The organism is Streptomyces sp. HP-A2021 (assembly GCF_022807935.1).
GTDB classification, from domain to species: domain Bacteria; phylum Actinomycetota; class Actinomycetes; order Streptomycetales; family Streptomycetaceae; genus Streptomyces; species Streptomyces afghaniensis.
Genome location: NZ_CP094344.1, coordinates 7,503,238 through 7,523,822, shown reverse-complemented (window position 1 = coordinate 7,523,822; position 20,585 = coordinate 7,503,238). Strand labels below are relative to the sequence as shown.

At 70.7% G+C, this 20,585-nt stretch carries 17 protein-coding genes; all 17 read right to left on the bottom strand.

The annotated features are described in order from the left end of the window. Position 1: 1 nt before the first annotated feature. Positions 2 to 1,159, bottom strand: a complete 1,158-nt coding sequence (locus MQE23_RS33980) for an alpha/beta hydrolase family protein (RefSeq protein ID WP_243381127.1) — start codon at positions 1,157 to 1,159, stop codon at positions 2 to 4. Further along, on the bottom strand, positions 1,146 to 2,411 hold the full coding sequence (locus tag MQE23_RS33975) for a pectate lyase (protein WP_243381125.1): 1,266 nt from the start codon (positions 2,409 to 2,411) through the stop codon (positions 1,146 to 1,148). The genes MQE23_RS33980 and MQE23_RS33975 overlap by 14 nt, the downstream gene beginning before the upstream one ends. Continuing rightward, positions 2,404 to 3,435: a pectinesterase family protein gene (locus MQE23_RS33970; protein ID WP_243381123.1), complete on the bottom strand. Its 1,032-nt coding sequence runs from the start codon at positions 3,433 to 3,435 to the stop codon at positions 2,404 to 2,406. Before MQE23_RS33970 ends, MQE23_RS33975 begins: the two co-directional genes overlap by 8 nt. Then, positions 3,436 to 4,566, bottom strand: a complete 1,131-nt coding sequence (locus MQE23_RS33965; RefSeq protein WP_243381121.1) for a pectinesterase family protein — start codon at positions 4,564 to 4,566, stop codon at positions 3,436 to 3,438. A 119-nt stretch (positions 4,567 to 4,685) separates the two neighbouring features. Continuing rightward, complete coding sequence (locus MQE23_RS33960) at positions 4,686 to 6,005, bottom strand: polysaccharide lyase family 1 protein (protein WP_243381119.1); 1,320 nt, start codon at positions 6,003 to 6,005, stop codon at positions 4,686 to 4,688. Between the two features lie 33 nt (positions 6,006 to 6,038). After that, positions 6,039 to 6,836, bottom strand: a complete 798-nt coding sequence (locus MQE23_RS33955; protein WP_037667135.1) for a rhamnogalacturonan acetylesterase — start codon at positions 6,834 to 6,836, stop codon at positions 6,039 to 6,041. Between the two features lie 147 nt (positions 6,837 to 6,983). Then, the gene (locus tag MQE23_RS33950) at positions 6,984 to 8,333 is read right to left on the bottom strand and encodes a sugar ABC transporter substrate-binding protein (protein ID WP_020270171.1); all 1,350 of its coding nucleotides are present in this window, start codon (positions 8,331 to 8,333) and stop codon (positions 6,984 to 6,986) included. Between the two features lie 49 nt (positions 8,334 to 8,382). Further along, positions 8,383 to 10,374, bottom strand: coding sequence for a pectinesterase family protein (locus MQE23_RS33945; protein WP_243381117.1), 1,992 nt, complete (start codon positions 10,372 to 10,374; stop codon positions 8,383 to 8,385). Positions 10,375 to 10,407: 33 nt separating this feature from the next. Continuing rightward, positions 10,408 to 11,916 (bottom strand): glycoside hydrolase 43 family protein, encoded by a 1,509-nt coding sequence (locus MQE23_RS33940; protein ID WP_243381115.1) that lies wholly within the window; start codon positions 11,914 to 11,916, stop codon positions 10,408 to 10,410. After that, on the bottom strand, positions 11,913 to 12,761 hold the full coding sequence (locus tag MQE23_RS33935; protein ID WP_020274006.1) for a PmoA family protein: 849 nt from the start codon (positions 12,759 to 12,761) through the stop codon (positions 11,913 to 11,915). The genes MQE23_RS33940 and MQE23_RS33935 overlap by 4 nt, the downstream gene beginning before the upstream one ends. Then, positions 12,758 to 13,945, bottom strand: coding sequence for a Gfo/Idh/MocA family oxidoreductase (locus MQE23_RS33930; protein WP_020274007.1), 1,188 nt, complete (start codon positions 13,943 to 13,945; stop codon positions 12,758 to 12,760). The genes MQE23_RS33935 and MQE23_RS33930 overlap by 4 nt, the downstream gene beginning before the upstream one ends. After that, positions 13,942 to 15,228 (bottom strand): pectate lyase, encoded by a 1,287-nt coding sequence (locus MQE23_RS33925; RefSeq protein ID WP_020274008.1) that lies wholly within the window; start codon positions 15,226 to 15,228, stop codon positions 13,942 to 13,944. Before MQE23_RS33925 ends, MQE23_RS33930 begins: the two co-directional genes overlap by 4 nt. After that, the gene (locus MQE23_RS33920) at positions 15,225 to 16,121 is read right to left on the bottom strand and encodes a carbohydrate ABC transporter permease (RefSeq protein ID WP_020274009.1); all 897 of its coding nucleotides are present in this window, start codon (positions 16,119 to 16,121) and stop codon (positions 15,225 to 15,227) included. The genes MQE23_RS33925 and MQE23_RS33920 overlap by 4 nt, the downstream gene beginning before the upstream one ends. Further along, complete coding sequence (locus MQE23_RS33915; protein WP_020274010.1) at positions 16,118 to 17,053, bottom strand: sugar ABC transporter permease; 936 nt, start codon at positions 17,051 to 17,053, stop codon at positions 16,118 to 16,120. Before MQE23_RS33915 ends, MQE23_RS33920 begins: the two co-directional genes overlap by 4 nt. A gap of 127 nt (positions 17,054 to 17,180) precedes the next feature. Beyond that, positions 17,181 to 18,911: an L-arabinonate dehydratase gene (gene araD, locus MQE23_RS33910; protein WP_037670476.1), complete on the bottom strand. Its 1,731-nt coding sequence runs from the start codon at positions 18,909 to 18,911 to the stop codon at positions 17,181 to 17,183. Continuing rightward, the gene (locus MQE23_RS33905) at positions 18,908 to 19,819 is read right to left on the bottom strand and encodes a dihydrodipicolinate synthase family protein (protein ID WP_037670478.1); all 912 of its coding nucleotides are present in this window, start codon (positions 19,817 to 19,819) and stop codon (positions 18,908 to 18,910) included. Before MQE23_RS33905 ends, araD begins: the two co-directional genes overlap by 4 nt. Beyond that, positions 19,816 to 20,475, bottom strand: coding sequence for a GntR family transcriptional regulator (locus MQE23_RS33900; protein WP_037670479.1), 660 nt, complete (start codon positions 20,473 to 20,475; stop codon positions 19,816 to 19,818). Before MQE23_RS33900 ends, MQE23_RS33905 begins: the two co-directional genes overlap by 4 nt. Between the last annotated feature and the right edge of the window lie 110 nt (positions 20,476 to 20,585).

Sequence of the window (20,585 nt, the reverse complement as noted above, 5' to 3'; positions counted from 1 at the left end):
CTCACAGGACGTCGTCGAGCCAGCTGAAGACCTCGTCCTGCATCTCGTGGGTGAAGACGTGGCCGAGCTCCGGCCACGTCTTCGTCCGTATCCGCTCCTCGGCGTGGCGCGACCGCCAGACGGCACGCAGCCTGTCGTACGCGACCCGTACGCCCTCGGCCGGGAACAGCGTGTCGAGCCCGCCGTTGAAGAACAGCATCGGCCTGGGCGCGGCGATGCTCGCCACGTCGGGGATGTCGAGGTGCCGGGCGAGACCCGGGTGCAGCATGTAGTAAGCCGACTGCCCGCGCAGCGTGTTGTTGCCGGGCACCATCATCTCCTTCAGGCCGGTCATCCAGCACACACTCGCCGCGGCGGCGATGTGGTCGCTGAGGGCGGCGGTCTGCCAGGCGCGGTAGGCGCCCATGGAGAAGCCGACGGCCGCGACCCGCCGGGCGTCCACCCGGTCGAGTCCCGCCAGGAAGGCGGCGGCCCGCTGGTCCTCCCGGGCCATGAGCCCGGCGAGCGAGGAGCCGAGGTTGTAGAAGTTGGAGGCGAGGGCCTGCTGCTGGTCGTAGGCGAGCGGGCCGCGATCGCCCCAGCCGAGCGCGTCCAGGCACAGCACCACATAGCCGCGCCGGGCCAGTTCGTCACCGACGAACCGCCCGCTGAAGTACTTGTCCGCCCAGGCCCGGGCGGAGGCGAGACGGGTGTCGTCGTACCAGGGCTGGACGAGTTTCTCCTTCCCGATGTCGAACCTGGCGCCGTGGTCGTGCAGGAGCAGCACGGCGGGGAAGGGGCCCTTGCCGTGCGGGGTGAGCAGGGCGCCGCGCACGCGTTCGTAGCGGGTGAGGGAGACAGTGATCAACTCCCTTGTGTATCCCTCCCCTTGTGACCGCCCCACGGTCTCCGGTGCGTACGGCGTCCCGTCGTGCCGTTCGACGAGCAGGTGCTGCTCGACCGTGGCCCGGGCGGCGCGCCGCCAGGCGCGGAAGTCGCGGATCGGGGATCTTCCCCAGGCGAGCGGGAAGGTCAGGGCGTCCTTCAGCGCCGGATGGAAGTCGGGCAGCGGGCCGTCCACGACCGCGGCCTCCGCCCCGCTCACCGCTCCCCCGGCCAGCAGCGCCGTGCCCGCCCCGACCACGAACGTCCGCCGGCCGAACGGCTCATGGGTGCCCATACGACCTCCCTGTTCCGGCGTGCCGCAGCACGTACCGCTCTACCGCCGACAGGGACGTCAGTGCGCGGTAGTCGTACACATCGGCGGGATCCCAGCCGACGTCGGTCCCGAGGCCGAGACCGCCGGCCACGGCGTTGAGCCGGGCGGGCCGGCCGTTGAACCAGGAGCCGGTGTCGCGGAACCGTTCGCCCCCGTAGTCCGCGACGGCGAGCGACGGCCGTCCCCCGGGATACCGGAACACATTGCGCTCGGAGAAGATCGCGGACTCCACGCCCACGCCCAGGGCGTAGAGAGGCGCCTGCCCCCGGTGGACGTTGTTGACGACGTGCACCTGCCCGAAGCGGACCCGCGGGGCGCGCTGCACGATGCCGCTGAACAGGTTGCGGACGAAGGTCACCTTGAGGTGCCCCCGGTCCCGGTCGCCGCGTCCGTCGCCCGAGCCGATGAGGATCGCCTTGTCGTGGTCCTCGAACCGGCTGTCGGAGACCGTGACGAAGTCGGAGCCGTCCTCGATGTCCAGCAGCCCGTCGTGCCGCTGCACGCGCTCGCCGTGGAACCCCAGGGGTGCCTCGCGGTCGGGGAACCGGCCGTCGGTGAAGGTGCAGTGGTCGATCCAGATGTTCCGGCCGGTGATCACGGTGAGCGCGTCGAAGCGGGCGTTCCAGCTGCCCCGCGTGCCGTCGTCCGGGGACCAGCTGGTGAAGTGGTCGACGGGTGCCTCCAGGTGCAGGTTCCGCACGACGATGTTGTTGCCGGTGTTGACCGTCAGGAACACGCCGAGCAGCCGGGCGTCCCGACCCACGCCGACGAGGGTCGTGTTGCTCGGCACGGTGAGCTGGATCTGCGCCTTCTCCTTGTTCGACCCGGTCTGGCGCAGCTGCCGCTGCTGCTTGCAGTACTCGAAGCGGGTGTCCGACCAGACGGCGCCGTCCTCGCCGAAGCAGGACATGTACCTGCGGAGGTCGTGTCCGGGCGCGTAGTCCTGCTCGCCGAGCAGGGAACCGTCGTCGCTCTCGTGGCCGTTGATGTCGCCGACGACCCGGATCACCTTGGGCGCGGTGGGATCGCCGTCGTTCGCGAGGGCGGTCTTGAGTTCTGCGCGGGTGTCCACCGTCCAGGTCCTGCCGCCCGCCCCGCCGCTCGTGCCGGAGCCGGCCGAGGCCCAGCCGACGGGGGCGCGTTCGGCGGCGGAGGCAGGCGAGGCCGGCCAGAGCAGGCACAGACCGAGGAGGAGAACAGCGGCCCTACGCATAGGGCCGCCAGTCGCCGAGGTACGTCTCCCTGGTGTGCAGCGCGACCTGCGCGCGGCCGAGCTGGGGCCGGTTCACCGGCACGGAGACGGCGGCGCCCGGCCCGGTGTTGCGGTACTCGGCGAACCGCATCGACTGCCAGGGATAGGCCTCGCGCATGTTGGTGTACGGGGCCACCGCGTCGACGCCCGGCCCGATCCGGGTCTCCCGAACCACCAGCGACGGCCAGGCCGTGGTCTCGTACGACGGCACCCAGGGCCGGGCCAGCTTGTACGCCGCGTCCTCGGCACCGGAGGTGATGCGGCAGCGGACGGCGAGGATGCCGTACGGGTTCGCCCGGGCCGTGGAGGGCGCGAAGACCATGCCCTTGGGGGTGAAGTCCACGTCCCGCGCCAGGGTGCGGAAGTGGCACTGCTCGAACACGGCGGTCGCCCGCCCGAAGACGAAGTCGACGTCGCCCTCGATGTAGCAGTGCCGGAAGTACTGCCGGTCGAAGGTGCCGAGCGCGGTGGTGTCGACGAAGAGGGTGTCCTGGTGGGCCAGGAGCCGGACGTTCTCGAACCGGGTGCGGTCGCCGTACGTGTACGCCGCGACGGCCTGCGTGCCGGTGATGTCGGGGTGGTCGGCGCGCAGCCAGTCGTTGGCCAGGGTGAGGTCGCGGACGGTCAGCCCGGGGGCCGCCGAGGTGAAGGTCGCGGAGCCGGCCGTGCCGTAGGTGCCCGAGCCGTCCGGCTTGGGTGTGCCGCCCGCGTTGTCGTACACGATGACGACGTCACGCGGGTCCCGGGTGGCGCCCCTGAGGGTCAGCCCGGCCTTTTCTGCCGGGACGTTGACGACCTCGCGGTACGTCCCCGGGTGCACGACGACGGTCCAGCCGGGGCCGTCCACGGCGTCCACGGCGGCCTGTACGGACTCGCCGGGGCGGACGTGCAGGACGCGGCGACGGGCGGGTGCGGCGAAGGCGGGTGCGGCGCCGGTGGCGACGAGGCCGCCGGCGAATCCGGTGAGCAGGGTGCGCCGGTGCACTCAGCACGCCTCCTTCCACGGCTCCCAGTCGCCGAGGTAGCCGGCGCGGGTCGCCGACCGGGCCTGCTCCGAGGTGAGCTGGGGCCGGTTCTCCGGAACGGAGACGGCGGCGCCCGGTCCCGTGTTGCGGTACTCGGCGAACCGCATCGACTGCCAGGGATAGGCGTTCGACATGTTGGTGTAGGGCGCGACCGCGTCGACGCCCGGGCCGAGCCAGGTGTCCCGGACGGTGAGCATGGGGCGGGCGGTGGTGTCGGAGCTGGGCACCCAGGGGCGGGCCAGCTTGTAGTAGCCGTCGGGAGCCTCGCTGTCGACGCGGCTCCGGGTCACCAGGTAGCCGAGCGGGTTGGCACCGGCCGTCGACGGGGCGAAGACGAAGCCGTACGGGGCCGCCGACAGGTCGGTCCGGTTCAGGGTCCGGAAGCGGCACTGCTCGAAGACGGCGGTCGCCCGCCCGAAGACGAAGTCGACGTCGCCCTCGGCGTAGCAGTGGGCGAAGTACTGCCGGGCGAAGGTGCCCAACGCCATCGAGTCGGCGTACAGGGTGTCCTGGTGGCCGAGGAACCGGCAGTGGTGGAAGGCGGACCGGTCGCCCTGGACCTTGAGGGCGACGGCCTGGGTGCCGGTGATGTCGGGGTGGTCGGCGCGCAGCCAGTCGTTGGCGAAGGTGATCCAGCGGGCGGTGAAGCCGTCGGCCTGCACGGTGGCGGTGGCGGAGCCGGTGGTGCCGTAGGTGCCGCCGCCGGGCTTGGGCGTCCCGGCCGCGTTGTCGTACACGATCACGACGTCACGGGGGTCCTCGCTCGCCCCGATCCAGGTCATCTCGGTACGGGCGGGGTCGACGGCGACGGTCTGCCGGTAGACGCCCGGGGCGATGACGAGGGTGTGTCCGCTGCCGGCCGCGGCGGCCACGGCGTCCCGGACGGTGGTGAAGTCACCGGCGCCGCCCGGGTGGACGTACAGAGTCTTCGGGTCGGGGCGCGCGGCCGGTGAGCCGTACCGGCCGAAGGGGCGCGGCCGGGTGCCGGCGGCCCGCGCGGGGCCGGCGGCGAGCCCGACGACGGCACCCGCTGCGGCGCTCGCGGCGAGGAACTTCCGGCGGGAGAGGGAGACATGGGGCTGCGAGAGCATACGGCTGCTCCTTCGCGGTGCGGCTGGTGCGGGGTAGCTGGTGCGGAGGGGGAACGGCCGGGGCGGGGGCGCGATGCGAGCCGCCCCGGCCGGTTCACGTGCCGGTCAGTCAGATCGGGTCAGCACACGCGGCCGGCGCCCGCGCGGGCGTCGACGATGCCCGGGACCGCCTTCGCCGGGTCGACGCCGGCCCGCAGCGTCGGCGTCCAGCCGGCGCCCGACTGGAGCGTCTCCCCGGGGATCTCCGCGTTGTGCACGGCGATCAGGTCGACGGCCTTGCCGTTGACGACGTTGGCGTTCGCGGTGACCGGCGCCTCGTTCCACTTCTTCAGGATCTTCGCCGGGCTGACGCCCTGTGCCAGCGTGAACGCGTTGTGCTCGGCGACGAGCCGGGACTCCTTGCCGATGCCGTAGACGTAGCCCCACTTCTGGCCCTTGGTGACCACGAAGTGGTTGTTGTACGAGTCGACCTGCCCGAACCGCACGCGCGGCGCCCGCTCGACGATGCCCTCGAAGCGGTTGTGGTGCAGCGTGACCTTCAGCTTGCCCGTGTCGTCGGCGGTGGCGCTGTCGCTGTTGCCGATCAGCATGGTCTTGTCGTGGTCCTTGAACGAGTTCCAGGACACGGTCACGTGGTTCGAGCCGCGCACGACGTCCAGCAGCCCGTCGTGCTGCTGGTAGGTCTTGCCGAAATAGGACGGCAGGGAGCTGTCCGGGTAGCGGCCGTCGGTCAGGGTGTTGTGGTCGACCCACACGTGCGTGGAGCCGTAGACGACCACCCCGTCGTACTCGCTGTTCCAGGCGCCGGTCTTGTTGTCGTCGGCCGGGTCCCACTGCGGGAAGCAGTCGACCGGGGCCTCGATGGTGAGGTTCCGGACGATGACGTTGTCGACACCCTTGATCTGGAGGCTGCCGCCGAGGATCCCGGAGTTCTTGCCCACGCCGATGATGGTGGTGTTGGCGGGGACGATCGCCTTGATGGTCTTGTCCTGCTGGGCGGCGGACGCGGCCCGCAGGTCCTCCTGCTCACCGCTGACCGGCTTGTCGTGCCCCCACACGGCGGGGTCGTAGGCGGCGAGGTACTTCTGGAAGTCGTACCTCTCGGCCTCGAACGCCTCGCAGCCCTGGGAGACGGCGTCGATCATGCCCTTGACCTTGATGATCCTGGGCGCGGTCCCGCCGTCCTTCAGGGCGGCCCGGAACTGCTCCCAGGTGGTGACGGTGTAGACGTGCGCGGCATCGGCCGCGGCACCACCCGTGGTACCGGTGCCGTACGCGCCCCACCCGTCGTTGGCCCCGAGCGTCTGGCGGGCCACGTCCCGGGGCCCGGCCTGCGCGGCGGTACCGCTGACGGACAGCACGAGCGCGGCACACCCGACCACCGCGGCGACCTTCACCCCGGTCACTCTGGCATGATCATGACACTTCAGAACGTTCATGGTGCGGCTCTCTTTCCTTCTGCGTCGGGGGTGTTATGCGGCGGCCTGCGGCCAGGTGATCCACGACTCGGGAATCGGCTCGTCCAGCCGGCGCACATCGCGCGGCCCGAGCACCCGGGTCCGGAGCAGCTCCCTCGCCACGAGGCGGGCCACGGCGATCGCGCCCGGCGGATTGAAGTGCGTGTTGTCCTGCTCGGTGGCGGTCCAGTTGAAGTACTTCTTCGTCTCCTCGACCCCGAGCTCCTGCCACAGGGCGTGCGACAGCGCCTGCACGTCGAGCAGCGCGACCCCCTCCTCGGCGGCCAGCGCCCGCATGGCCGCCGGGTACTCACCGTGCGTCGTCACGGCCTTCCCGCCGGCGTCGAACTTCCGCCGCTCGACGGAGGTGGCCAGCACGGGCCGCGCCCCACGGGCCCGGGCCCCCTCGACGTACATCCGCAGATGGTCCTGGTACGTCGTCCAGGGCTCGGTGTACCGAGTCGGGTCCTCGGCCTTCTCGTCGTTGTGACCGAACTGGATGAGCAGGAAATCGCCGGGCTGGATCGCGGCGAGGATAACCTCCAGCCGCCCTTCGTCGACGAAGCTTTTGGAACTACGCCCGTTCACCGCATGGTTGGCGACCACCAGCTCCTTACGCAGAAAGAACGGAAGCGCCATCCCCCACCCGGTCTCGGGCGCGGCATTCGCATACTTCTGGGCGGCAGTGGAGTCGCCGGCGATATAGAGGGTCCGACTACGACGCCCACCGGCTTGCGCGGTACCGGCGACGGAGAGAGCGAGAGGCACGGCAGCGATACCAGCCGCGGCCACTTGTCTTCGGCTGAGGGACACGCAGAGTTCCTTTCAACAAAGGGCGGGGACATGCACTCAGGGGCGCGGCCCGTATCGATGTGCAGCTCCGCCGCGTGGGCGCGACAAGCCAAGGGGCGGCCCGCACCCTGCACACCACAGACCGCCCCACGGCGAAACCAGCAAGAATCAACCCTTCTGCTGGTTCCACTCCTCCTGCGCGGTGTTCAGCTGCTCAGCCAACGTGTCCAGAAATTCCTTCGCGCTCATCTTCCCGAGCAGCACCTTCTGGAAGTTCGGCTCATTGTCGGCCTTGGAGATCGTGTTCCAGTCCGGCAGGTAGTACGGCAACTGCACAATCGTCGTCGACCCGTCCGACAACGCGTCAGCGGCCAGCTTCGTGGGCTCGGCCTTCGAAATCCACGCGTCCTTCGCCGCGTCCGTGTTCGCCGGCACCTGCCCCGCCGACTCGTTGAACTTCGAGTTCTCCGCCTTGGACGTGGCGAACTCGATGAACTTCCAGGCGGCGGCCTTGTTCTTGGAGCTCTTGAACAGCCCCATTCCGTCGACCGGGTTGGAGACCTGGACCCGCTTCCCGCCCGGACCGGTCGGCTGCGGAATACCGCGGAACTTGTCCACCCCGAGCGCCTTCACATGGTCCTGGTACGACCCGAGGTTGTGGTTCAGCATCCCGATCGTGCCGGAGTCCCACTGCGCGACCATCTTGGTGAAGTCGTTGTTGAGGTCGGCCGCGGGAGTGACCTTCTTGTACAGCGCCGCGTACTTCTCCAGCGCCGCCACGTTCTTGGGGTCGTTGACGGTGGTCTTCTCACCGCTGGAGTCCCAGAACGAGGTGATCCCGGACTGCCCGTACATCGCGTCCAGCGCCTGGGCGATGGAACCGGCGCCACCACGGATGGTGTAGCCGAACTCGTTCTTGCCCTTGTTCGTGAGCTTGTCGGCGGCCGTGAAGAACCGCTCCCACGTCGTCGGCTCCTCAAGCCCCGCCTTCTTGAACAGGTCGGTGCGGTAGTACAGAACACCGTTGTTGGCGGAGGTCGGGATCGAGTACAGCTTGTCGTCGCCACCGCCGGCCGCCTTCAGCGACTCGACCATGTCCTTGTTGAGCTTGCCGTTGAGCGAGGACTTCTCCAGCCGCTCGTCCAGCGGCTCCAGCGCGCCCTGCGCGGCGAACCCCGCGAGCATCGCCGCACCGACACCGCCGACGTCCGGCAGACCGCCGCCCTGGAGGGCCGTGTCGACCTTGGACTGGTACTCGGTGGAGGCGATCCCGACGTACTCGACCTTGATGTCCGGGTTGGCCTTCTCGAAGTCGGCGATGATCGCCTTCCAGGCCTCGGTGCGGACACCGCCGTTGTTGTCCCAGAAGACGATCTTGCCCTTGCCGCTGCCGTCGGCGCCCTTGTCGCCGCCCGCCCCGCTGCCGTCGTCGCCGCAGGCGGTGGCGGTCAGCGCGAGTACGGCCCCCAGGGCGACGGCCGTGGCGGCGCGCCTGCTTCTGCGATTGCTGATCTTCATTGGTCGGCTCTCTTCTTCTGGATCCAGCGGAACTTGAAGGTGTGGGGGGTCAGTGGCGGGCGTGGGGTGCCCAGTCGTCCGTGCCCTTGAGGTAGGCCGCCACGGTGTGCGGCCGCGCCTCCTGGTCGCTCAGCTGCGGACGGTCGGCGGTGACCGTCGCGCCCGGGCCGTGGTTGCGGTACTCGGCGAACCGCGCGTCCTTCCACGAGAACCCGCTCATGTCGGTCCACGGCGAGGACTTGATCGCGGCCGGCAGCGCGGTGTCCCGGATCAGCACCTGCGCGATCGCGTCCGGCTCGCCGCCCGGGTGCCAGGGCCGGCCCAGGTGGAAGCTCCCGGCAGGGGCGTCGCTGACGATCTTCGACCGGGTGATCAGGAACCCGTACGGGTTGCCCTTCCAGGTCGAAGCCGCCGTGATGTAGCCGTTGTTCGTGTCCGAGCCCCGGCTCAGTGCCCGGATCACCGACCGTTCGATCACCGTGGTGGCCCGGCCGTAGATGAAGTCGACGTCGCCCTCGATGTAGGAGTCGCGGACGTAGACCCGGCTGAGGGTGGTCAGCTTGGGGCTGTCGGTCATCAGCGTGTCCTGGTTGCCCAGGAAGGCGGTGTCCTCGAAGACGATCCGGTCGCCGGTCGTCTTCATCGCCAGCGCCTGCTCGCCCTTCAGCTCGTGCGCGGCCTCGTCGAAGTCGTTGCTGAAGGTGAGGTTGCGGGCCGTCACGTCGTTCGCGGCGATCCGGACGGTGGCGCTCCCCGTCGAACCCCCGTACTCGGCGGGCGTGTCGAAGACGATGACGGTGTCGGAGCGGTCCTGTCCAGTCCCCCGCAGCACGAGGTTCGGCTTGCTCGCCGGGATGAACACCTTCTCGCGGTACGTGCCCGGCGCGACGGCGATCTCGACGGCGGTGTCGTTGCCGTCGGGCACCGCGTCCACCGCCGCCTGCACGGTCGGGTAGTCGCCCGGGACGTGCAGGACGACCGGGCCGCCGATCCGCTTCTGCGGTCCGGAGAACCGCTTCACCAGCGCGGGCACGGCGGCGGCCGGGTCGAGCCGGTAGTCGTAGAACGCGCGCGGGTCGAACGCCGTGCCCCATGCGTCGTGCCGTCCCGTGGTGTTCCGCAGGATCGACCCGCGCTGCACCAGCTCGGCCGTGGCGTCGGCCTGGTAGGGGTGCTGGACGCCGTCGTAGAAGCTGTTCTCGATGACCATCTTCGTCCGGCCGCGCGACCAGTTGCCGTACGTCCACACGGGGTCGCCGTCGGACAGCTGCGAGGACAGGTAGTTGTTGTAGAGGTGGGCGTAGGCGACGTTGTCGGCGGACGGGTTGCGCTGCTTGGTGGCGCGGAACCAGTTGTGGTCGACGGTGATCTGCGTCCTGACGTTCGGGGTCCAGCCGATGCCGAAGGTCTTGTTGTTGTTCGTGAACTGGTTGTAGGAGACGGTCACGTACTCGCTGTCCTTGCGGATGTCGAGCTGGCCGTCGCAGATCCGCGAGAAGCGGATGTGATCGATCCACACGTGGTGGGCGGTGTCGAGGCGGATGCCGTCGTAGTCGGTGTCCTTGCAGTCCCAGTTGCCCTCGATGGCCGTGTCACGGATCGCGAGGTTGCGGATGATCACGTTGTGCGTGCCGGGGTCGAGGGTGAAGCCGCCGTGCACGATCTCGGCGGTGTCGCTCACGCCGATGATGGTCTTGTCGGAGGCGACGGGTATCTCCGTGCCGAAGGGGTCCATGTCCAGGGAGCCCTTGACGCGGATGACGTACGGCTCCTCGGCCGCCGCGTACTTGGCGAGGGCGGCCTGGTCGGTGACGGTGACGACCTTGCCGCCCGCCCCGCCGGTGGTGCCGCCGGCGAGGGAGGCGAAGCCGTGCGGCCGGTCGGTCCAGCGGTCGGCGGCGGGCCCGGTCTTCGGGGACTGCGGGGCCGCCTGTGCGTCCCCGAGTGTCCCGAGGCTCAGCGCGGCGACGAGTCCGAGCACGGCGGCCACGACCTTGCCGTGCCCCGGTCTCGACAAGCGCTTGCTACGGAGGTGCGTCATTGCGGCTCCCAACAGGCTTACGGCTGAGGTGCTTTACGAGGCGCTGATCCGGAACTGGGTGAAGGTGGCCGCGCCGGCGTGTCCCTGACCGGCGGGCGCGAGGGCGACGAGGCCGAGCAGGGCGCCGACCCAGCGCCACGGGGTGGCGGCGAAGACCGGGCCCGACGGCCGGAAGCCGTCGCCGACGTCGGCCGAGAAGCGGCAGCGGGCGCCCGCGCCGATCTCGATCCGCAGCCGGGCCCGGGCCTCGGGGGCGAGCCGCGGGTGGGCGGCGTCGCGTTCGGCGTCCGCGACGGCCTCGGCGAACCGGTGCACGAGGTGCGCGGTCCCGTCCGCGCCCCGCTGGAGCCCGATCCAGCCGAACGCGTCCCCGAGGACCGCGAGACCGGCCCGGGCCCCGGGCTCGTCGCTGTCGAGCCGCAGCTCCACCTCGACCGTGCAGGGTTTGCCGGGCAGCCGCTGGGTGAGCACGTTCGGCAGCTTGCGCAGGTCGTGCGCGTCGGCCGAGCGGACGCAGGTCAGCCGGAGCCCGTCCCCGGAGTGCTGGGTGGCCCAGCCGTCGCCCGGGTTGGCGGTCCACTGCCACTGGCGGCCGTACCGTCCGCCGGGGAAGTCGTCGTCGGTGGCGGGCGCGGCCGGCGGCTGCGATGGCAGGTCCGGCTTCTCGTGTACGGCGACGGGGGCGCCGTCGTCCCCGAGCACCGGCCAGCCGTCCCCACCCCAGCGCATCGGCTGGAGGTGCACGACCCGGCCGTAGGGGCCGCGCTGCTGGAAGTGCAGGAACCAGTCCTCGCCCGAGGCGGTGCGCACCCAGCCGCCCTGGTGGGGGCCGTTGACGTCGGTGTCCTTCTGCTCCAGGACGATCCGCTCCTCGTACGGCCCGAAGAAGCCGCGCGAGCGGAAGGCGCCCTGCCAGCCGGTCTCCACTCCCCCGGCGGGGGCGAGGATCCAGAACCAGCCGTCGTGCCGGTAGAGCTTGGGACCTTCGAGGGTGAACCAGCCGGGTATGCGGTCGGCGTCTACGATCACCTTGCCCTCGTCGAGGAGTTCGGTGCCGTCGGGGCGCATCCGGTGCCCGGTGAGGCGGTTCTTGACGCCCGAGCGGGACTTGGCCCAGGCGTGGACCAGATAGGCCTCGCCGGTCTCCTCGTCCCACAGGGGGCAGGGGTCGATCAGGCCCTTGCCGGCCTTCAGCAGGTGCGGGCGGGTCCAGGGGCCCCTGATCTCGGGGGCGTTGACCTGGAAGATGCCCTGGTCGGGGTCGCCCCAGAAGATCCAGAAGCGTTCGTCGTGGTACCTGAGGGACGGGGCCCAGACGCCGCAGTCGTGGCGGGGCCTCTCGAACTCCTCCGCCGGTTCCAGCCGTTCCAGCGCGTGGCCGACCAGGGTCCAGTTCACCAGGTCACGGGAGTGCAGTAACGGCAGTCCGGGGACGCGGCCGAAGCTGGAGGCGGTGAGGTAGAAATCGTCGCCGACGCGGATGACGTCCGGGTCGGACCAGTCGGCGTCGAGGACCGGGTTGCGGTAGGTCTCGGTGGTCACGGGCTCACCGCCTTGCGGACGAGGGCCGCCGCGGCGTCCCGGTCCAGGCGGCCGTCGGCGACGACGGTGACGACCCGGCGGACGACGGTCTCGCCGGGCGGGATCGGCAGCCGCTCGCCGTGCGCCAGTGAGGAACCGACGCCCGGGTACTCCTCGGTGCGCACGAACCACGGGTCGCGGCGGGTCTGTTCGGTGGCGCCGGCGAAGACCAGCGTCCAGGTGCCGCCCCGCAGGGCGAGCCAGTCGGCGGGGCGGCCGTGGACCCGCTCCTCGCCCTCGGCCCCGGCCGAGAAGACCTCCGGCGCGGACGACTCCTTGCGGGCCCGCCAGAAGAAACCGCCGTAGGCCGCGCCCGGCCGCCCGTTGGTCGCGGGGCTGCCGATCGACAGCGGGTCCTTGGTGACGTTGGTGAGGGAGAAGGTGAGGTCCAGGGCCCAGGCCTGGTCGGTGAGTTCGGTGGCCGCGACCGTGCGGCGCTCGCGCAGCAGCTCGCCGCCCGGGGCGACCCAGCGCAGCTCCTCCACGAAGCCGTCCGGGTCGCGCAGCTGGAAGGCGACGTGCCGCTGGGAGCCGTGGTTGTCCAGCTCGGTCGGGCCCTGGTCGCGGACGTAGGTGCGCCCGCCCCAGAAGTTGAACCCCTCGACGTCGGGAACGGCGACACCGACGCCGAGGTGGTGTGCGTGGTCGGCCGGGGTCAGTTCGGTGACCGCCGTGCCGGCCAGGGTGGTGACGGGGTGCAGATACGGGCGCGGGGAGAGCCGGGCCGGCAGCTCGGGCCGGGTGACGTACCGGCCGACCGGCCGCCCCGCGACACGCAGTACCGCAGTGTCGTTGCTGCTGGTCATCTGGTGCTCACCTCTTTCGACAGGTGCTCCGAGGTCAGGGCCCAGGGGGCGCCCAGCTCGGAGTAGAGGGAGAGGGTGTCTGCGGCGGCCGCGACGAGCCCGTCGATGCCCGGCACCACCCGGCGGTTCTCACCGGGGACGCGGTGCCAGGCGGTGTCCGGCAGGGGTGCCGGGTCGGGGGCCGTGCGGATGGCCTCCACGACCTTCATGAAGGCGCCGGTCTCGTCCGGCGGGACGAGCAGGTCCGCCCCGGTGGTGAGGTGCACGACGAGGTTCTCCAGCAGGTCGGTGCGGCCGTGCTCGAACTCCTCCGGGCCGTGCCCCGCGCGCTGGAGCAGCACGCGGTCCTGCTTGTACCAGAAGGTGATCCGGCCGGTGCTGCCGTGCACGAGGACGTACGGTTCGTCCGCCTGCTCGGCACACAGGGTCGCGGCGACGGTGACCGGGTGGCCCTGCGCGGTGGTGATCCGGACGCAGGAGGTGTCGTCGGACTCGATGGCGTTGGCGCGCAGCAGTTCGGTCTCGATGCCGGTGACGTCCTCGGCGCGGGTGCTGCCGCCGAGGGCGAGAGCGGTGGCGACGGCGTGGGCGAGCGGGTTGGTCAGCGCCCCGTCGATCACGTCGACGCCGTTCAGGCGCCGCTTGCCCGCCCAGGGCGCCCGCCGGAAGTAGTCCTCGTTCCGCACCCAGGCACCGGCCCCGCCGAGCCCGGCCAGCTTCCCGATGGCGCCCTCGGCGATCAGTTCGCGGACGGCGGGCAGGGCGTGCGAGCCCAGCGACTGGAAGCCGATCTGGCAGACGACCCCGGCCGCCGCGACCCCGTCGGCCATCCGGCGGAACTCGGCGTACGAGGGGGCGGGCGGCTTCTCCAGCAGGAGGTGCACGCCCCGCTCGGCGGCCGTGAGCGCCAGGTCGGTGTGGGTCGGGATCGGTGTGCAGATCACGGCGATCCGGGCCCCGGTGGAGTCCAGCAGGGCGCCGAAGTCGGCGGACTGCTCGGGCGTGCCCAGACCGTCGAGCTCCGCCTCGGTCAGCGGCGTCAGTTCGCAGACGCCGGCCAGCCGGACGAGGCCCTGCTTCTGGAGGCGGCGGATGTTCTCGACGTGCCAGCGGCCGTGGCCCCGGGCGCCGGCGAGGACGACGGGCAGAGGTGTGTTCATGGAGTCGATCATGCGACCGGTCATGGGATCCTCCCCGCACCCGCGCCGCGGGCCACCGCCCGGTCGGCCGCGGCGGCGCTGTCGATCCGCCCGTGCAGGGCGGGCGTCCAGCCGACGTCGCCGGTCAGGTCGCGCTCGCTGCCCGAGTTGTAGGCGTTGTAGATCATGAGCAGGTCGACCGGAAAGCCGTTGAAGAGCGTGCCGCTCTGGTGCAGGGCGCTGCCGTTCCAGCTCTTGACCAGGTCGGCGACCTCGACGTGGCCGGGGGCGTGGAAGGCGTTGTTCTCGGCGTAGATCTTCGACTCGGTGGAGACGCCGAGGGAGTAGCGGTAGTCGTCGTCGGTGATCTCGTAGCGGTTGTTGTAGAGGTGCACCTGGCCGAAGCGGACGCGCGGGGCGCGCTGGACGACCGACTCGAACTGGTTGTGGTGGAGGGTGACCCGGAGCTTTCCGCGGTCGCCGGTGGCGGTGTCGCCGTTGCCGATGAGCATCGCCTTGTCGTGGTCGGCGAACCGGCTCCAGGAGACGGTCACCAGGTCGGAGCCGTTCGTGATGTCCAGCAGTCCGTCGTGGCGGAGGTAGTTGCGGGCGAAGTGGGTGGGCTCCTGGGCGTCCGGGTGGCCCTTGTCGCTCAACGTCACGTGGTCGACCCAGACATGGGTGGCGCCGGCCAGCCAGATCGTGTCGTACGCCGTCTTCCAGTCGCCGAGGCCGCCGGTGTTGGGCTGCCAGACGGGGAAGCAGTCGTAGGCGTCGCGGATGTCGAGGTTGCGGATGATCACGTTGTCCGCGTTGCGCACCTGGAGGCTCGCGCCCTTCAGGACGGCCGAGTCGCCGAGCCCGACGATCGTGGTGTTGGAGCCGACGGGCAGCACGACCCGCTCGGCCTGCCGGGCGGCGGAGGCCTGGCGGGCCTCCTCCTGCGGGCCGCTGGGCTTGGCGGCGCCCCAGGTGCGGGGGTCGTAGGCGGCGAGGTACTTCTTCAGGCTGTAGCCGCCGGTGGCGTAGTCGGAGCAGTCGAGACGGTCGCCGTCGTCGTCGGTGTTGGCGTCGATGGTCCCGGCGATCCTGATGATCTTCGGGGTGTCGCTGCCGCCGTCGAGGGCGCGGACCAGTTCGGCCCGGTCGGTCACGGTGAAGACGTGGGCGTCGTCGGCCGCGGCCCCTCCGGTGGTGCCCGTCCCCTCGGAGGCCCAGCCGTCGTTCGCGGGCAGGGTGTCACGGCCGATGTCCCGTGCCTCGGCGTGTGCGGGGACGCAGAGCACGCCCACCAGCCCTGCCGCGACGGCGAGTTGGCGCAGTCTCATCCCTTCACCGCCCCCGCGCTGAACCCGGTGATCAGCCACTTCTGGATGAAGGCGAACACGAGCACGACCGGCACGGCCGCGATGATGCCGCCCGCGGCGAGGGCGCCCAGGTCGACGCTGTCCGCGCTCATCAGGGTGTTCAGGCCGACCGGGATGGTCTGCTTGTCCTGGTTGTTGAGGAACATCAGGGCGAACAGGAAGTGGTTCCAGGAGTGCACGAAGGCGAAGGAGCCGACGGCGATCAGGCCCGGCCGCAGCAGCGGCAGCACGACGATCCGGAAGGCCGTCATGCGGTTGCAGCCGTCCACCCAGGCCGCCTCCTCCAGGGAGTACGGCACGTTCTTGATGAAGTTGCTGATCAGGATCATCGACAGCGGCAGCTGGAAGACCGTCTCGGCGAGGATGACACTGCCGAGGCTGTTGATCATCTGGAGTTCGGCGAAGATCTCGAACAGCGGGACCAGCAGCAGCGCGCCCGGCACGAACTGGGAGCACAGCAGGCCCAGCATGAACGCCCGCTTGATCTTGAAGTCGAACCGGGCGAGGGCGTAGCCGCCGGCCAGGGCGACCAGGGTCGTCATGACCAGGGTGGCGACACCGACGAGGACGCTGTTGGCGAAGTAGGTGCCGAAGCTGCGCTCCGTCCAGACCTTCTCGAAGTGGTCGAAGGTCATCGGCCAGGGCACGAGCGAGGTCGAGCCGGCCGGGCGCAGGGCGAACAGCAGGATCCAGTAGAAGGGGATGAGGGTGAAGACCAGGTAGATCCCCAGGGGCAGGTAGATCTGCCAGCGGGGCGCCTCGTCCCAGGCGCGCCTCCCCTTGGAAGGACGCGGCGGTTCGGGGGCCGTGGGCGCCGGAGCGGGCGCCGCCTTGGTGGCTTCCTTGACGCTCACTTGCTCTCGCCTCCGAACTTGCTCAGCCGCAGATAGACCATCGAGCAGAAGAGCAGGATCACGAACGCGACCGTGGTCAGGGCGGACGCGTAGCCGAAGTTGTGGGCGTCGACCGAGGTGTTGGCGATGTAGAGCGGGAGGGTCGTGGTCTCCCCCGCCGGGCCGCCGCCGGTCAGCGTGTAGAGCAGGTCGACGTTGTTGAACTCCCAGACCGCGCGCAGCAGCGTGGACAGGATGATGGCGTCCTTCAGATGGGGCAGCGTGATGTGCCAGAACTGCTTGAGGCGGCTGGCCCCGTCGACCTCGGCGGCCTCGTAGAGGTCCTTCGAGACGGACTGGAGGTCGGCGAGGATGAGGATCGCGAAGAACGGCACCCCGCGCCACAGGTCGGCGACGATCGCCGCCGGGAACACCGTGGAGGTGTCCGACAGCCAGCTGGTCCCGTAGGAGCCGATGCCCATGTCCGCGAGGTAACGGGTGATGCCCGTCTGGGAGTTGTAGAGCAGCACCCAGATCGCGGAGGTGAGCACGCCGGAGACGGCCCACGGGGAGAAGACCATCGCGCGTCCCAGGCCCCGGCCCACGAAGGTCTGGTTGACGATGAGGGCCAGCGCGAGACCGAACAGCAGCTGCAGGCCGACCTCGACGAAGACCCACTTGGCGCTGAAGACGAGGGTGTCCCAGAAGACCGGGTCCTCGGTGAAGGCGTGGACGAAGTTGTCGAAGCCCGCGTATCCGTTCCGCCACGGCTTGGTGGGGTTGTAGTTCTGCAGGCTGTAGTAGAAGACGCTGATGACCGGGTAGGCGATGAAACCCAGCATGAGCAGGGCGGCCGGTGCGATCAGGAGGTACGGGAGCCTGCGCGGGGTGGCGGAGGCCCGGCGCCGCCGGGGTGGCGCGGGCGGTTTCGCCACGGCTGCGGCTTGGGCCATGACTGTTCTCCGTTCTCAGTACGTCGTGGTACGTCGTGCGTCAGTGCGCGGGAAGCGCTTTCTTCCCGGGCAGGGTCGTGCCGGGTCGTGCTGAGGAGCAAAGGTGGTGCCGGGGTGGTGCGGTGGTTCAGCCCGCGTACGGGTCCTGCACCTTGCCCGTGCGGGCCAGGAACTCGAAGTCGCAGCCGGTGTCGGCCTGCGTGATCTGCTCGTTGTAGAGCGCGCCGTAGCCGCGCTCGTACCGGGTGGGCGGCGGTGTCCAGTCCGCCCTGCGCCGCTCAAGCTCCTCGTCGTCCACGTGGAGGTGGAGCGTGCGCGCCTCGACGTCGAGGGTGATGGAGTCGCCGGTGCGGACGAGGGCGAGCGGTCCGCCCACGTACGACTCGGGAGCGATGTGCAGCACGCAGGCGCCGTAACTCGTGCCGCTCATCCGGGCGTCGGAGATGCGGACCATGTCCCGGACTCCCTGTTTGAGCAGGTAGTCGGGCAGGGGCAGCATCCCGTACTCGGGCATACCCGGACCGCCCTTGGGGCCGGCGTTGCGCAGCACGAGCACGTGGTCCGGCGTGATGCCGAGCGACGGGTCGTTGATGGTGCGCTGCATGGTCTTGTAGTCGTCGAAGACGACGGCGGGCCCGGTGTGCTTGAGCAGGTGCCGCTCGGCAGAGATGTGCTTGATGACGGCGCCGTCCGGGCAGAGGTTGCCGCGCAGCACGGCGACCCCGCCCTCGGCGGCGACCGGGTTGTCCCGGGTCCGGATGACGTCGTCGTTGTGCACCTGCGCGCCGGCGATCTGCTCCCGCAGCGTGTCGTGCGAGACGGTCGGCCGGTCCAGGTGGAGCAGGTCCGTGATCCGGGAGAGGAACCCGGGCAGACCGCCCGCGAAGTGGAAGTCCTCCATCAGGTACGTCTGTCCGCCGGGCCGTACGTTGGCCAGCACCGGGACCGTGCGGGCGATGCGGTCGAAGTCGTCGAGGGTGAGGCGGACGCCCGCGCGGCCGGCCATGGCGATCAGGTGGATCACGGCGTTGGTGGAGCCGCCGAGACCGAGGACGGTCGTCACGGCGTCGTGGAAGGCGTCGGCGGTGAGGATGTCGCTCAGCTTCCGGTCCTTGTGGACCAGGTCGACGATCGTCATGCCCGCCCTGGCGGCCATCCGGTCGTGCCCGGAGTCCACGGCCGGGATGCTGGAGGCGCCCGGGACCGTGACGCCGAGGGCCTCGGCGGCGGCGGTGAGGGTGGAGGCCGTGCCCATCGTCATGCAGTGGCCGGGCGAGCGGGCGAGGCCGCTCTCCAGCTCCTGCATCTCGCAGTCGCCGATGACGCCGGCCCGCTTGTCGTCCCAGTACTTCCACATGTCGGTGCCGGAACCGAGGACCTCGTTGCGCCAGTGGCCCGGCAGCATGGGCCCGGCCGGCACGAACACCGCCGGCAGGTCCGCGCTCGCCGCGCCCATGAGCAGGGCGGGCGTGGACTTGTCGCAGCCGCCCATCAGTACGGCCCCGTCGACCGGGTACGACCGCAGCAGCTCCTCCGTCTCCATGGCGAGCATGTTGCGGTAGAGCATGGGGGTCGGCTTCTGGAAGGTCTCGCTCAGGGTCGAGACCGGGAACTCCAGCGGGAAACCGCCCGCCTGCCAGACACCGCGCTTGACCGCCTGGGCACGGTCCCTGAGGTGCACGTGGCAGGGGTTGATGTCCGACCAGGTGTTGAGGATCGCGATGACGGGCTTGCCGAGGTGCTCCTCGGGCAGATAGCCGAGCTGGCGGGTGCGGGCCCGGTGGCTGAAGGTACGGAGCCCTTCGGTGCCGTACCACTGGTGGCTGCGCAGCTCCTCGGGGGGCTTCCGGTCGGTCATATCGACCACCCGGCGGCGATCGCGGCGACCTCGGCCCGCTCGCTCTCGGGCAGTTGCCTGCTCGGCGGGCGGACCTCGCGGCGGCACAGGCCGAGGGAGGCGAGGGCCTCCTTGACGACGGTGACGTTGTTGGCGGAGCCGCTGTCGGCGCGCAGCTCCTCGAAGCGGCGGATCTGCTCCCAGACCTTCATGGCGGCCGGGTAGTCGCCGGAGCGCAGCGCCTCGATCATGTTCAGGGAGACGGCCGGGGCGACGTTCACCAGCCCGGAGGTGAAGCCGGTGGCGCCCGCGGAGAAGTAGGAGGGCGCGTAGGGCTCGGCGAGCCCGGCCACCCACACGAACCGTTCCAGCCCGGCGTCGCGGGCGAAGGCGGCGAACCTGGCGGCGTCCGGGACGGCGTACTTCACGCCGATGACGTTCGGGCAGGCGTCGGCGAGCTCGGCGAGCCGGGCACCGGGGAGCTGCGCGTTGCGGATGTACGGAACGACGCCCAGCTCCGGCACGGCCTGCGCGATGGCCCGGTGGTAGTCGACCCAGCCGGCCTGGGAGACGTACGGGTGGACGGGCTGGTGGACCATCACCATCTGGGCGCCGAGGTCACGGGCGTGCCGGGCGGAGGCGACGGCGGTCGGGATGTCGTGCCCGACACCGACCAGGACGACGGCCCGCTCCCCGGTCTCGTCGATCGTCAGCTCCGTGACGAGCCGGCGCTCCTCGGGCGTCAGGGCGTAGAACTCGCCGGTGTTGCCGTTCGGGGTGAGGGTGGTGATGCCGCCGTCGAGCAGACGGCGCAGCAGGGCCCGGTAGGTGTCCTGCTCGACGGAGCCGTCCTCGGCGAACGGCGTCACCGGGATCGCCACCACGTCGGCCAGGGCCGCCCGCTGGGTCTCGAACGCCACGCTGCTCATTCCTGACCTTCCTGTTCCAGTCCTGCCTGGGGGAAAGCACGCTGCACGAAGGACGCGATGTGGGAGTGCAGGGCGCGGGCCGCGCCGTCGGCGTCGCCGTCGAGGGCGAGCCGGAGGATCTCGCGGTGCTCGCCGGCCTCCCGCTCCCAGGAGGGCGAGGCGGCCCACGCGACGGCGGAGACCAGGGCGGCCTGGTCACGGACCTCGTCGAGCATCCGGCCGAGCAGCGGGTTGCCGCACGGCAGGTACAGGGCGCGGTGGAACTCCCGGTTGGCCAGGGAGCGTTCGGCGGTGTCGGTGGCGGCGTCGGCCCTGGTGAGCGCAGAGCGGGCGGCCTCCAGGGAAGCCCCGCGGTGCACGGCCCGCTTCAGCGCCTCGGGCTCCAGCAGCAGCCGGACGTCGTAGACCTCGCGCGCCATGTCCGCGTCCACCATGCGCACCGTGACGCCCTTGTACTGGCTCATCACGACCAGCCCGGTCCCGGCGAGGGTCTTGAGCGCCTCGCGCACCGGGGTCTTCGACACCCCGAACTGCGCGGCGAGCTCGGTCTCGACCAGCGCCTGGCCCGGCGTCAACTGCCCGGTGAGGATGCGGTGTTTGATCCCCTCCAGCACGTACTGCGTGCGGGAGGGGATCGGCGTGGGCACAGAGGTCATGCGCGCCTCTCGGATCTCGCGTCCCCGGAGGGATCGCGTATCGGATCTCGCGTATCGCGTCTCATATATGACGTACGAAGTACGACGCGATGACGGTAGGAGGGCGCGTT